The following is a 13,908-nucleotide window of genomic DNA, read 5'->3' as shown; positions in this document are numbered from 1 at the left end:
GCGTCCGGTGAGGCTTCACGTCCGCAACATCCGCGCCGTCCAGGACCTCAAGATCCATCTCCGGCGGTTCGGCGCGCTGATCGCCGCGAACAACGCGGGGAAGTCCACCGTCCTGGACGCCATCCGGCTGTTCTATGGCGACCTGGACTGGGAGCCGCGCAGGGATCTGCCGTGGAGACACGACGGTGGCGCGTCCTTCGTGGAGGTCGAGTACGAACTGGATGACGAGGAGGCCGAAGAGCTCACCGAGCACGCCGATGGTGCCTGCTTGACCGTGCGCCGGTACTTCGGAGACCGGCCTGGTGCCGCCGGTCTCGTGGCGGAGGATCGCCGCACCGACGTCCATTACGCGATCCGGCGCGGTGAGTCGCCTCTCGCGTGGCGGTCGCCCGCCATCGGCCGGTGCGTCTACGTACCCGCCGCCGCGCGTCTCTCCGACTACACGACGCTGGCCGGCTCCTCGCCACTGCGCGACATCCTGGAAGCGTCCACGTCAGGACTGCGGATCGCGCAGGCGGTGAGCGAAATCGAGGTGAGCCTTGCGAGGCTCAGAGAGGCGCTGCTGGCGGAGGCGAATCCCGTCACGACCATGTCCGATCGGCTGGGCGACCTCCTCGGTGCGTGGAAGCTGAAGCCGGAGATCGCCCTGGCCGAACTCACGCCTGACACGATCCTGCGTCACTACGTCGAACTGCGGCTGACCGCGGACGGCCAGGACATGCCTTTGGACGCCCAGGGCATGGGAGTGCAACGCGCGATCATCGTCGGGTTGATCCAGATCGCCGCGGAACTGCGTGGACGTGCCGGATACACCAAGGCATCCGATCTGCGATGGGTGGTGTTCGAGGAGCCCGAGCTGTACCTGCATCCCGCGCAGATCGCCGGCCTGGCACGCGACCTGCACGAGCTGGCGGCGGGCCCGGCCACCGCGGTCACGATCACCACCCACGACCCCACCATGCTCGCCTCGGCTGCCGACGGCATCGACTCTTTGGTGCGGCTGTACCGGTCCGGTGGCGGCGTGGCCGCCGCCTTCCTGGCGCCCGACGACGTCGACTCGGCGCTGGATCGCGTCGATGAGCGCTCCAGATACGCCCAGGCCGCGCAACGGTGCTTCAGACAGGTGCCGCCCAGCCGATCTCGGGAGCTACGGCGGGCCCGCCTGCTCAGCGAACTGGACGGTCAGCGCGCGGCGGCCTTCTTCGCGGACCGGGTGATCGTCGTCGAAGGGTTCAGCGACGTCGTGTTCTTCAACTGGTTGCGCTCCAAGGGGCTGCTCCAGCGGATCGGGGCCAATGTCGGAGTGCTGGACGCCTTCGGCAAGTACGAACTCCACCGCGCGGCGACGACGCTCTCGTTGTTCCGCATTCCGCACGTGGTCATCTGGGACGGGGATGCCCATGGCAAGACAGGAGACGATCTTGTACGGGCCGCGTGCCGGGACGAGGCCGCATGGGAGGCGCTGCGAGCCGCCGCCAACGACCCCGGCTCGTGCACCCTCGGCGGCATCCGGCTGGCCGGAGCCGTTGAGACCTGGCTCGGCGTGGACGTGGAAAAGAGCAACGCCTGGAAGGCCGGCAACCTACTGGCCGAGCTCAACGAACGGTTCGACCTGAGCGGATCTCTGGTCAGGGAGCGAGCTGAAGCCCTCGTGGCCGCGATCGCGGACCTGTTCGGCGGCCGCGACATGTCTCGGCACACCACTGCGCCGGTATTCGCCGGCTGTCTTCTCGCCCCGCCGTTCCCGGCTACGACCAGGGATTTCGCGGCCGAACTCCGTCAGCTCCCACTGCCCCGCTGCCGCTGCGTTCGCTGACCGCTCCAGACCCATGTTCATGAGGAGGCGCTTCGACCGTTCAACCGCCGGAGATCTGTCATCGATGGCTTTGCGATTTCGGGCGACGACAATACTCATCCTGTTATGATCATTTTACTTTACGTAGCGACGGGGGATGGGGCGAGCTCACGAGCAACTCGCCGTCTCATGGCACGGTGCCGCTGCGTTCCTGCCCGACTCATGAGAGAAAGCGCATACGATGAGCAGCGCCGTCCACCTTTCGATCCGCGTCCCTTGGCATGACTCTGGCTGGTCCGGCAGGGTATGTCGGGATCCGCTGGGGAACGCCTCCTGCATCCTGCTTGGAAATGTGGGCGAGCGCCGACGGGACGACTATGAAGTCGCAAATGCGGGGAAGCCGCTGAGCGAGGTGGACGAGTCCATGATCGCCTGTGTGGGCGAGCGCGGCACTTTCCTCAGCCCTCACCCTTACCGGCTGGTCGGCGAGCACCCTTACCGTCACTCCGCGGCGTTGAAAGGGCGGATCCGACCAACTCCCTTGACGGTTCCCGCTTATGGCGCTCACGCGATCCCGTATTACTGGCTCCTGCGCAAGGGCATCATCGACGTTATGCGCGAGTTCGACGTCGACTATGACGACGAACTCGAGGAGAAGGTCAACGAGGCGCTGGGGTTCACTCCGACGTGGGTCATCCACGGCGACAACCAGCGGGCAGTGATCAAAAGGTTCTTCGACGACGTCAGCCCGGCGGAGTCGCTGGTCTTCTTCTATGTCAAGCACTCGCCCTTCGACGAAGCGCGCGCCGGAGGCCCCCTGCTGGTCGGTGCCGCGCGGATCACAGAGATCCAACCGCCCGGGCCCTGGAAGACGGAAGGGAGAACCGCGTTCCCGAACCATATGTGGGAGACGACCGTTCTGCACTCCCTCCGGCCCGATGGCACCGGCGGCATCCTGCTACCGGTGGCCGAACTGGCCGAGCGGGACGCGAGAGGGGAGGACGTGGCAGAAGCTCTGGCCTGGGCACCGGCAACCGGAGGACGTGAGTTCTCCTACGTCACCGAGCATGTCGCGCACGACACCGCGATCGCCGCGCTGGAACAGCTGTACAGCGCCGCCAGGCGATGCGAGAAGCTCGGCATCGACATACCAGAGTCGTCTCTGAAGTGGCTGGACGATCGTATTGGCGAGCTTTGGCGCATGCGAGGCCCCGCTCCTGGTCTCGGCGCGGTCCTTGGCGCCTTGAAGTTCACGCACAGCAAGGTACTCGCGCGGGCCATCGCGCGGCATACCCCCGAGCATGTTGACCCCTGGGACGTGCTGACCGGAGCCATCGCCCACCCAGGCCACTACCCCGAGGAAATGAGCAAGCAGATATCGGAGCCGCATCGCCGGGCTTGGCGGACGTTTAGCGAGGAGCAACTCGCGGTCCTGCGGCTGCTTTCGCGTTTCCAGCTCACAACTGATCAGGCCTCCGCGCTTTTCCGCTCCGCCACGAAGATCGATCTGGATCACGACGAGTTTCTGTCCGACCCCTATCTGGCGCATATCTGCACCGTCGGTGAGCAGGCGCCGGTGCCCTTCGACGTGATCGACCGTGGTTGTTTTCCGCGGGCCGCCATTCGCACGCGCTTCCCCCTCGCAGAGCCGAGCGCGATGGGCGACGGCGGGGACGCACGGAGGGTGCAAGCACTTCTGGTGGCCGTGCTGGAGGAGGCGGCCGCCGAAGGGGACACCCTGGTCACACTGACGCATGTCATCGAGAGGATCGAGGCGCGGCGGTTGCCCGAGCCCTGCCCGATTTCCGAGGAACTCCTCCGAGCGTATGAGTTCCACCCGGACATGCTCCAGTACGACGTGGACTCCCCGACCTGGCCGCCGGTGACCGGTACGAGACTGGAGGACGGAACACCGGCCTTCAAGCTCACACGGCTGGAGACGACCGCGTACGTGATCAGGCAGTCCGTCGACCACCAGATGGGCCGGCCCCGCATGCCGCTACCGTCCGGATTCGCGGATGAATTGGACCGGGTACTCGGCTCATACGAGGCGGAGAGCGACTCCGACGCCGAGACCGAGCGGCGAGCGCGAAAGGAGAAGAAGGCCGCCCTGGCTGAGCTGTACGCGGCCCCGTTGAGTGTGCTCAACGGCCGGGCAGGGACTGGAAAGACCACGCTCATCAAGGCGCTGGTCACCCACGAGGAGGTCAGAGGCAAGGGGGTGCTGCTGCTGGCGCCGACGGGTAAGGCGCGGGTGCAGTTGCAGAACAAGGTCGGACTCAAAGCGCACACTGTCGCTCAGTTCCTGACCGAGCACAAGCGTTACAACCCTCAGACCAGGGCGTATCTCATTCGTGGTGGAGAAGTTCGCAAGGCGCCGCTGTACGGAACGGTGGTGATCGACGAGTCCTCTATGCTCGCCGAGGATCAACTTGGCGCTCTGTTCGACGCTCTCATGCTTCCCGATCGTCTGATCCTCGTCGGGGATCCGCGGCAACTCCCTCCTATCGGCGCGGGCCGTCCGTTCGTCGATCTGATCCAACGTCTCACCGCCGGCGCCGACATTCCCCGCTTTCCCCGGGTCGCCCCCGGATATGTCGAGCTGACTGAGTTGCGTCGGCAGAAGGGGCAGATTCGCGATGATCTGATGCTCGCGGCATGGTTTTCAGGCGACGAGGTTCCTCAGGGGTTCGAGGAGGTCTGGGAGCGGCTGCGATCCGGCGTGCGGATGGAGCGTCTGGCGTCCATTCCCTGGAACGGCACACGTCCCCTGGAAATCGTGGATCGGGCCCTGGCCGATGGGCTGGAGATCACCGGGCCGGCTGCCTCCACCCGCTTCGAAATTTCCTACGGAGGCCAGGAGGTCGGACGGTGGGTTCAGTTCCCCAAAGGGGAAAAGGGGGCCGCCGTGCGCTGCGAAGATTGGCAGATCCTGTCCCCCACCCGTGGTCACGGGTGGGGGACCGTGGAGATCAACCGGCATCTGAAGCGGACGCACCGGCAGGAGGCACTTCAGGCCGCCCTGAAGCCCGATGGTCTGCGCACCACGCCTCGGCCCATCGGGACCGAACAGATCGTGCTCGGCGACAAGGTGCTGAACAACCAGAACGGCGACCGTGACGGCTACCCCAAGGGGACCGGCCTCGACTATGTGGCCAATGGTGAGATCGGCGTGGTCGTGGGCCAGATCACCAAGCCGGGCGGCAGGCCGAAATGGACGCATCTTGAGTTCTCCTCTCAGATCGGCACGACTTACGGCTATCGGGGAGACGATGAAGACGACCCGACGCTGGAGCTGGCGTGGGCGATCACGATTCACAAGTCGCAGGGCTCGGAGTTCAAGAAGGTCTTCGTCATGCTTCCGGGTTCAGCTCGCAGGCTGTCCAGGGAGATGCTCTATACCGCGCTCACCAGGCAGCAGGATCAAGTGGTCCTTTTGCACGAGCGCTCGATCGACGAGTTGCTGGAGCTCACCGTCTCGACCAGTTCGGAAACCGCCCGCCGGCTGACCGACCTGTTCTTCCCACCGGCCCCGAGACCGGTCTTCTTCCCGGACGGATCGCCGGCGGGCACGCTGGATTCGAGGCTCATCCACCTCACGGGTAACGGCACTCTGGTCCGCAGCAAGAATGAAGTGATCATTGCCGAGATACTCGACGAACTGGTTCCCGGCTACTGGAGGTATGAGGCGCCACTTACGCTGAACGGGAAGACCTACCGTCCCGACTTCACCATCCGTGTTCCGGACGGGCGGACCCTCTACTGGGAACACCTTGGCATGATCGAGAGCCCCACGTACCGGGAGTCCTGGGAGCGCAAAGCGCTCTGGTATGAAGAGGGCGGTGTGCTTCTCCACGAAAAGGGTGGAGGGCCGCAAGGCTCACTCCTCCTCACGACCGACAACCTGCCCGGTGTGGATGTGCCGCACTGGACGGAGTTGGCGAGAAAAGCCATCGGACCGATCAGCGCGACGCCCGTCCTCCCCGCCAAGAAGAAGGTCAAGAAGACGCCTCCGGGAAAGCGGACGTAAGGCGCACTCTGCGGAGCTGCTCGGGGGCGAGTGACCGGTCGCCGGCAGGGCGGAATCGGTCCGGGGAGCCAGAGGCGCCAGGGCCTCAGGTAGCTTCGCCGGCCTTGTGCGCGGGCGGCGTGCTGTGCGGGTGGGCGAGGAGAAACGATCAGGGCGCGTTCAGACGGAGGCGAGGGCCCGGTCGTGGGTGGCCAGCCACTCCTCGTCCCAGTCGAGTTCCTTGCGGAGGCAGACGGTGGTGCCGTTGCCGGGGGTGATGTCGAAGGAGATCTCGTCGACGACCGACTGCATGATGAGGATGCCGCGCCCGTGCTCGGCGTCTCCGGCCGGATACTGCCGGGGGATGGCCCCGAGTCCGAGCCCGTTGTCGACGACGCGCAGCTCGCAGCGCCCCTGGCCGATGGCGGCCATCACCGCGTAGCGCTTGGAGGGCCCGCCGTGACGCACGGCGTTGGCGCAGGCCTCGGAGGTGGCCAGCAACACGTCCGACACGCAGTCTTCGGTGACGCCGATGCAGCGAAGGGTGTCACCCAGTACTCGCCGGACCATCGGGATGCCCATGGCGTCCCTCGGCAAGGCCAACGAGAACTCAATATCCACCGGACTCCTCCACGGCGCCGAAAGTCACGTTGGGGAGGTTCCCCGGAGAATCAGGGCTAACCGCAGAATCACGCTGTTGTTATTTAGTGTTGGTCAGACGCTTGCTTTCTGATCTGACCAAATTTCCGTTTCGCGTACTTTGCGGCCCCTTGGCGCGGCGGGGAGGCTGCTATTCGGCCTCGACCCGCACAGAGTAGTCCTCGATGACGGTGTTCGCGAGGAGGGTTTCGGCCATCTTGCGGACCTCGGCCAGCGCCGCCTCGTCCGCCGGGCCGTCGATCTCGACCTCGAACCTCTTGCCCTGCCGCACTTCGCTGACCCCGGAGAAGCCGAGCCGCGGGAGCGCCCGGGCGATCGCCTGCCCCTGCGGATCGAGGATCTCCGGCTTGAGCATGACGTCGACGATGACGCGTGCCACGTGTCCCTCCAGTTCGTGCCGCCGGCCCCCTGGTCGGGTCCGGCCTGGTCCGGCGCACCAGCCTAACGGTGGCGGCCCCCTCTCACAGCCCCCGCCCCGGCGGCGCGCCAGGGGTACCCCTCCCTGCACACTGGGGTCCGGACGAGTGTGCGCCAGGGTTCACCGGGAACGGGAGAAGTGTGGAAGACGGGGTGGCTGGTCTTGCGCAAGGGCCTGTGGTGTCTGCCACCATGTCCCCAAACGCGGACGTACCGCCACCAGTAGGTATGGACGCGTGTCAACTGGTCGAACGGCGATGGTGATCCCATCAGCACGGCCCTGAGCGCACAGGAGCGGCACGTGACTTTCGACGCCTCTGGTGGTGCTGACGCACCCCCTGAGCTCGTCCAGCTTCTCACCCCGGAAGGTGAGCGCGTCGAGCATCCCGTCTATGACATCGACCTGACGCCCGAGGAGGTGCGCGGCCTCTACCGCGACCTGGTGCTGGTGCGACGCGTCGACATGGAGGCCGTCGCACTCCAGCGGCAGGGCGAACTCGGCATCTGGGCCTCACTGCTCGGCCAGGAAGCCGCCCAGATCGGGTCCGGGCGCGCGCTGACCGACACCGACATGGCCTTCCCGACCTACCGCGAGCACGGCGTGGCCTGGTGCCGCGGGGTCGACCCGGTGAACCTGCTCGGGCTCTTCCGCGGCGTCAACCACGGAGGCTGGGACCCCGCCGAGCACAACTTCCACCTCTACACGATCGTCATCGGCAGCCAGACCCTGCACGCCGTCGGCTACGCGATGGGCGTCCAGCGCGACGGCGCCGACGCCGCCACGATCGTCTACTTCGGCGACGGCGCCACCTCCCAGGGCGACGTCAACGAGTCGTTCATCTGGGCCTCGGTGTTCAACGCCCCCGTCGTCTTCTTCTGCCAGAACAACCAGTGGGCCATCTCCGAGCCGCTGGAGAAGCAGTCGCGCATCCCCCTGTACCGCCGCGCCAGCGGGTTCGGCTTCCCCGGCATCCGCGTGGACGGCAACGACGTCTTCGCCTGCCTCGCCGTCACCCGGCAGGCTCTGAAGAACGCCCGCGAAGGCCAGGGCCCCATGATGATCGAGGCGTTCACCTACCGCATGGGCGCCCACACCACCTCCGACGACCCGACGCGCTACCGCGTGGCGGGGGAGCTCGAGGCGTGGAAGCTGAAGGACCCGATCGAGCGCGTCAAGGCGTACCTGTTCAAGAACCAGCTCGCCGACCAGGACTTCTTCGACTCCATCGACGCCGAGGCCGCCGACCTCGGCCGGGACGTGCGCAAGCGCTGCCTGGAGATGCCCGACCCGCACCCGCTGGAGATCTTCGAGCACGTGTACAGAGAGCCGCACGCACTGCTGGCCGAGGAGCGCGAGCAGTACGCCGCGTACCTGGCGAGCTTCGAGGGAGGCGAGCGATGACCACGCTGACGCTCGCCAAGGCGATCAACGAGGGCCTGCGCACCGCCATGGAGGACGACCCCAAGGTCCTCATCATGGGCGAGGACGTCGGCAAGCTCGGCGGGGTCTTCCGGGTCACCGACGGCCTGCAGAAGGACTTCGGCGAGAGCCGGGTCATCGACACCCCGCTCGCGGAGTCCGGCATCATCGGCACCGCCATCGGCCTCGCGCTGCGCGGCTACCGTCCGGTGTGCGAGATCCAGTTCGACGGGTTCGTGTTCCCGGCCGCCGACCAGATCATCACCCAGCTGGCCAAGATGCCGCTGCGCTCGCTCGGCAAGATCAAGCTGCCGGTCGTCGTGCGCATCCCCTGCGGCGGCGGCATCGGCGCCGTGGAGCATCACAGCGAGTCGCCCGAGGCGTACTTCACCCACACCGGTGGCCTGCGCGTGGTGGCGTGCTCCAACCCCGTGGACGGCTACCACATGATCCAGCAGGCCATCCGGTGCGACGACCCGGTCATCTTCTTCGAGCCCAAGCGCCGCTACTGGGACAAGGCCGAGGTCGACCGGGGCGCCGACCCCATGCCCTTCGACCGCGCCCAGATCGTGCGCCCGGGCACCGACGTGACCGTGCTGGCCTACGGCCCGATGCTCAAGACCTGCCTGGAGGCCGCCGCGGCCGTCGAGGAGGAGGGCCGCTCGCTGGAGGTCGTCGACCTGCGCTCGCTCAACCCCCTGGACACCGGCATGATCTTCGAGTCGGTGCGGCGCACCGGCCGGTGCGTGGTCGCCCACGAGGCGCCCATCTTCTCCGGTCTCGGCGCCGAACTGGCCGCGCGGGTGACCGAGGCGTGCTTCTACAACCTGGAGGCGCCCGTGCTGCGCGTCGGCGGCTTCTCCACGCCCTACCCGCCTTCCCGGCTCGAGGACGACTACCTGCCCGACCTGGACCGGGTGCTGGACGCCGTCGACCGTACCTTCGCCTTCTAGGAGGGGCCTGTGCTTCGCGAGTTCAAGCTCCCCGACGTCGGTGAAGGGCTGACCGAGGCCGAGATCGTCAAGTGGCACGTCGCCGCCGGCGACAAGGTCGAGATCAACCAGACGATCGTGGAGATCGAGACGGCCAAGGCCGTCGTCGAGCTGCCCTGTCCCTTCGAGGGCGTGGTCAGCGCGCTCATGGCCGCCGAGGGCGAGACCGTCGACGTCGGCGTCCCGATCATCGCCGTGGACGACGGCGAGGGCGGCCCCGCGCCGGCGGGCGGCGCCTCCACCGGCGCCGCGGCGGTCGCGGGCGCCGGCACGCCGCAGGCTCCGGCCGGAGGCGGCCCGGTGCCGCGTGCGGCCGCGCTCGCCGACGACATGGTCCCCTCGCCGCCCGCCGGCGGGACCGAGGGCACGCCGGCGCGGACGCCGGTGCTCGTCGGGTACGGCGTCAAGCCCGGCGCCACGACCCGCCGTCCCCGCAAGTCCCCGGCCCACCCGTCCCCCGCCACGGGCGCGGCGGCCCCACCCGTCCAGCCCTCCGCTCCCGCGCAGGCCGCCGCGCCGGCCCGTCCGGCCCCGCAGGCGCGGGCGGTCACGCCGGTGCCGGTCACGCCGGTCACGCCGGAGGCGGGCGCGGTCGCGGTGCTGGCCAAGCCCCCCGTGCGCAAGCTGGCCCGGGACCTCGGCGTGGACCTCGCCGCCCTCACCGGCACCGGTCCGAGCGGGTCGATCACCCGTGACGACGTGCACGCCGCCGCCGAGGGCGCCACCGCCGCCTCCGCCGTCCCCGCCGTCGCGCCCTCCGCGCGCGCCGTCCTGCCCGAGGGCGAACGGGAGGAGCGCATCCTGGTGAAGGGCGTGCGCAAGGCCACGGCCGCCGCCATGGTCGCCTCGGCCTTCACCGCCCCGCACGTCACCGAGTGGCTGCAGGTGGACGTGACCGCGACGATGGACGCCGTCCGGCGGCTGCGCGCGATGCCGGACTTCGCCGAGGTCAAGGTCTCGCCGCTGCTGCTGGTCGCCAAGGCGCTGCTCACGGCCGTCCGCCGGTATCCGATGATCAACTCGTCCTGGACGGGCGAGGAGATCGTGGTCAAGCGCTACGTGAACCTCGGCATCGCCGCGGCCACGCAGCGCGGGCTCATCGTGCCGAACGTCAAGGAGGCGCAGGCGCTGTCGCTGCCCGAGCTGGCCGGGGCGCTGGGCGAGCTGACCGACAAGGCCAGGGCGGGGCGGTGCACCCCGGCCGACCTGTCCGGCGGCACCATCACGATCACCAACGTCGGCGTGTTCGGCGTGGACGCCGGCACCCCCATCCTCAACCCCGGCGAGGCGGCGATCCTGGCCGTCGGCCAGATCCGCGACCTGCCCTGGGTGGTGGACGGCCAGATCGTCCCCCGCAAGGTCACCACGCTGGCGCTGTCGTTCGACCACCGCCTCGTGGACGGCGAACTCGGCTCGTACGTCCTGCGCGACGTCGGCGCGATGCTCCACGACCCTCTCCACATGCTCGCCTGGAGCTGACCAGGAAAGCGGCGAAGGAACGGGCCGGAGAGGGATGTCCCTCTTCGGCCCTTTTCCTACCCTTTTGGGGGTCGGCGTGCCCGAATTGTGCGGTGTTTGGTAATCGGGAAGCGGCCTGAAGAACGGTGCAAGTCGCGGGTCGATTATGCAAGTCGGTTGCAAGGTGGGCTGCTAGCTTCGTCATCGCATGTACGACAAATCCCCCGATTTACCAGGGGATGTGGCTTCGCCGCCGCGTGCGGTGGAAGGGAACACGAATGTCGAAGATCAGCTTGGAGGACCTCGCCTTCGAGGGCCCGGAGCTTTCCGACGCCGAGCTCGGCGAGGTGGCCGGTGGCCTCATGACCGTCAGCTGGTACATCAAGGGCAAGCCCGCCGAGTGGGTGAACAAGTGATCAAAGGCCGGTCCCCCCGGTCCTGACGATAACGGTGGTGGGCGCGACGCGCTCCGCCCACCACCGGCGCCGCAGCGTTCACGGTCGGCCGCCCTCCCGGTGGCCGGCCTGTCGTCTTTCCAACGCCACACCCACGATTTCCGCGCCACACCCACGACGGGGCTGCCGTGATCCTCATACTCAGCGACCTGCGCGACGACACCGTCGAATTGGTGCTCCCCAAGCTCAAGCGCCTCGGGGTTCCGGTCACCTGGTGGGACAGTGGCGACTACCCCGCCAGGAGCCGCATCACCCTCGCCCTCGGCGCGGATGGCGGGCGCCGGCTCATCCTGCACACCGCGACAGAGACGCTCGATCTGTCCACGGTGACGGCGGTGTGGCGCCGGCGTCCCACCGGCCCCATGGCCGCCGCGCACGTGTTGGAGCCGACCCATCGCACGCATGTCGACTGGCAGGCGCAGTTCCTGCTGGACGGCGCCTGGGACCTCATCCCGGCCCGGTGGCTGCCGTCGCGGCGCGAGCCCGAGCGCCGGGCGCACAACAAGATCATCAATCTGGCGCGGGCGGCGAGCCTGGGCTTCGCGGTGCCGGAGACGGTGTTCACCAACGATCCGGCCGAGCTGGTGCCGGCGTACGAGCGCGCCGGAGGCCGGCTGGTCGCCAAGCAGATCAATTCCGATTCCTTCACCGTGGACGGCGCCGACCACCGGACGTACACGACCGTGCTCACCCGGCGGCACCTCACCTCGCGTCACCTTCTCCAGCACGAGCCGGTGATCCTGCAGCCGTATGTGCCGAAGGCCGTGGAACTGCGGGTGATCGTCGTCGGGGACCAGGTGTTCGCCGCCGAGATCGACGCGCAGGCGTCCCGCACGGCGCGGGAGGACTGGCGTCACTACGACGACGACCGGGTCCGCTACGCCGCGCACGAACTGCCCGAGGACGTGCGGCGGCGCTGCGCCGAACTGGTCGCGTCCTTCGAGCTCACCTATGGGGCGATCGACCTCATCCTCACGCCGCGGGGTGAGTACGTCTTCCTGGAGATCAACCCGAACGGGGCCTGGGCATTCGTCGAGATGCGCACCGGGCTGCCCATCAGTGACGCCATCGCCGAATGGCTGGCCCGAGGAGCGCACGATGAGTGAACCTCCGTCTCCAGGCATCCGCCCAAGCTCTTCCTGGTCGCGGCACCGCACCGCACCCGGCGTAACCCCTGGCCGAACGATGTCCGGTGACTTCGGCGCCACGCTGGCAGCGGGCGTGGCACTGCTGCGCCGCCTGCCGCGCAGGCGCGACCAGGTGGAGTGGGCGCGCAAGGAGGCGGCCGAGTGGGGGGAGGAGCACCCCGCCGTCGCCGCCCAACTGGTCGTCGACGAGCGGCCGGGCACGCCCGTGGTCGACTACGACCTGCTTCTCACCCACCCGGACGGCGGCACGGTGGCGCTCACCGCGCCGGCCGACGAGGGCGTGCCCTGGCTGATCGAGCACTCGACCCACTGGGCGGCCGGCCAGCTCGTCAGCGTGGACGAGGTCCACCTGTCGGTGGCTCAGGCGCTCACCATGCTGCGTTCGCTCTCCAATCGGGACACGACGCCGCACGACGAGATCGTCGACCAGTGCCTGATCCTCAACGAGGTCCTGTCCGAGGACGAGCCGCTCACCACCGAGGACCTCCAGGCCGCGGCGGACGAGTTCCGCAGGGGACGGGGACTGTACGACCGCGCGGCGACCCTCGCCTGGATGGAGCGCGTGGGCATGTCCCCCACGCGGTTCGAGGAGTACATCGGCGGCGTCGCCCGCCGGCGCAGGTTCCGGCGGCGCAAGGAGACCGAGCTCGCCTGCGGGTATCTCGCCGCGCACCGCTCCCGGTTCGAGCGGGTACGGGCGGTCTGGTGGGCCGGTTCGGAGGGCCGGACCGCCGCCACCCCGGCGGAACTACTGGCGGTGCCGTCCGAGGTGACCGGTGAGATCCAGGTGACCATCGGTGAGCGGTGGGCCGGTGACCTGCCCGAGCCGCTCCGCGACGCCGCGCCCGGCGCCGTCGTGGGCCCCGTCGAGCGGGAGGGCCGGTTCTTCACCGGCGCCGTCCTGGATCGCCGTCCGGCCGAGGACGACGCCGAGACGCTGGCCGCCGCCGGGCGCGCCGCGTTCGCGGACTGGCTCACCGAACGGCGAAGCCGCGCGTCGGTCGAATGGCATTGGTCGTGAACCGCCCGATCTACCGCGAGGAGGCGCTGCGCCGCTACCGCGTGCGGGAGCGGCAGGGTGACCGGTCACTCGTCGTGCACAAGATGTGGTTCGCCGCGCTGTGGGCGCTGGTCGCCGTACTGGGCGCCGCCGCGGCGACCCTGACCCTGATCCAGGTGCCGCACCTGGTGACCGTCCCGGCGACGGTCACCGGATATCGGACCGGGAGCGTGGACGTCATCGCCCACCTCCCCTGGGACCGGCCGGCGCCCCGCACCGGCGCGCAGGCGACCTTACGGCTGGTGGGCCCGGCCCGGCCGCTCGTGTGTCAGGTCGGCCGCCCCGGTGCCTCCCTGGCCGGTGACGGGCGGCTCAAGGCGGCCCCGGGTACGGTCGCCAGGCCGGCCAGGCTCGCCGTGCTGTCCTGCGCGGTCACCGGGGTCGAGCCCCGCGAGCTGCTGCGCCGCTCCGGCGAGGCCGTGGTCCCCAGCGGAACCGTCGCGGCCGGAACCCAGCTGTTCGGCGACGGCTCGTGAGGCGAGGGAGCGGCGGCT

The 13,908-nt window shown here is 68.7% G+C and carries 11 protein-coding genes; 9 read left to right on the top strand and 2 right to left on the bottom strand.

Going from position 1 to position 13,908, the window contains the following annotated elements; all coding sequences use genetic code 11:
- The first annotated feature begins 7 nt into the window (after window positions 1-7).
- Both ACFQSB_RS34100 and ACFQSB_RS34095 read left to right on the top strand, forming a co-directional pair.
- A complete protein-coding gene (locus ACFQSB_RS34100) occupies window positions 8-1,816 on the top strand; it encodes an ATP-dependent nuclease (RefSeq protein WP_380830939.1) in 1,809 nt (602 codons plus the stop codon).
- 220 nt (window positions 1,817-2,036) lie between these two features.
- A complete protein-coding gene (locus tag ACFQSB_RS34095) occupies window positions 2,037-5,825 on the top strand; it encodes an ATP-dependent DNA helicase (RefSeq protein ID WP_380830937.1) in 3,789 nt (1,262 codons plus the stop codon).
- Between the two features lie 159 nt (window positions 5,826-5,984).
- On the opposite strand, the gene ACFQSB_RS34090 is transcribed toward ACFQSB_RS34095, so the two are convergent.
- Window positions 5,985-6,425: an ATP-binding protein gene (locus ACFQSB_RS34090; RefSeq protein WP_354929304.1), complete on the bottom strand. Its 441-nt coding sequence runs from the start codon at window positions 6,423-6,425 to the stop codon at window positions 5,985-5,987.
- Between the two features lie 169 nt (window positions 6,426-6,594).
- Window positions 6,595-6,843 (bottom strand): phosphoribosylformylglycinamidine synthase subunit PurS, encoded by a 249-nt coding sequence (gene purS, locus ACFQSB_RS34085; RefSeq protein ID WP_354853070.1) that lies wholly within the window; start codon window positions 6,841-6,843, stop codon window positions 6,595-6,597.
- A gap of 339 nt (window positions 6,844-7,182) precedes the next feature.
- Between purS and pdhA the strand changes: the two genes are divergently transcribed.
- From pdhA to ACFQSB_RS34050, 7 genes are all read left to right on the top strand, one after another.
- Window positions 7,183-8,283 (top strand): pyruvate dehydrogenase (acetyl-transferring) E1 component subunit alpha, encoded by a 1,101-nt coding sequence (pdhA, locus tag ACFQSB_RS34080; RefSeq protein ID WP_354929307.1) that lies wholly within the window; start codon window positions 7,183-7,185, stop codon window positions 8,281-8,283.
- On the top strand, window positions 8,280-9,254 hold the full coding sequence (locus ACFQSB_RS34075; protein ID WP_354929310.1) for an alpha-ketoacid dehydrogenase subunit beta: 975 nt from the start codon (window positions 8,280-8,282) through the stop codon (window positions 9,252-9,254). Before pdhA ends, ACFQSB_RS34075 begins: the two co-directional genes overlap by 4 nt.
- Window positions 9,255-9,263: 9 nt before the next feature.
- Window positions 9,264-10,772 (top strand): dihydrolipoamide acetyltransferase family protein, encoded by a 1,509-nt coding sequence (locus ACFQSB_RS34070; protein ID WP_380830935.1) that lies wholly within the window; start codon window positions 9,264-9,266, stop codon window positions 10,770-10,772.
- Window positions 10,773-11,029: 257 nt separating this feature from the next.
- Window positions 11,030-11,167, top strand: a complete 138-nt coding sequence (locus ACFQSB_RS34065) for a putative ATP-grasp target RiPP (protein WP_354853077.1) — start codon at window positions 11,030-11,032, stop codon at window positions 11,165-11,167.
- Between the two features lie 167 nt (window positions 11,168-11,334).
- Complete coding sequence (locus ACFQSB_RS34060) at window positions 11,335-12,312, top strand: MvdC/MvdD family ATP grasp protein (protein WP_380830933.1); 978 nt, start codon at window positions 11,335-11,337, stop codon at window positions 12,310-12,312.
- A 79-nt stretch (window positions 12,313-12,391) separates the two neighbouring features.
- Entirely contained in the window at window positions 12,392-13,375 is a 984-nt protein-coding gene (locus tag ACFQSB_RS34055) for a TIGR04500 family putative peptide maturation system protein (protein ID WP_380830931.1), read from the top strand.
- Window positions 13,360-13,890 carry a hypothetical protein gene (locus ACFQSB_RS34050; RefSeq protein ID WP_380830929.1) on the top strand — a complete coding sequence of 177 codons (531 nt, stop codon included), beginning with the start codon at window positions 13,360-13,362 and terminating at the stop codon, window positions 13,888-13,890. Before ACFQSB_RS34055 ends, ACFQSB_RS34050 begins: the two co-directional genes overlap by 16 nt.
- Window positions 13,891-13,908 lie beyond the last annotated feature (18 nt).

The organism is Sphaerisporangium rhizosphaerae, assembly GCF_042665155.1.
In the GTDB taxonomy this organism is placed as follows: Bacteria; Actinomycetota; Actinomycetes; order Streptosporangiales; family Streptosporangiaceae; genus Sphaerisporangium; species Sphaerisporangium rhizosphaerae.
Note: the sequence above shows the minus strand (reverse complement) of the source record. Positions and strands in the feature narration are given on the sequence as shown.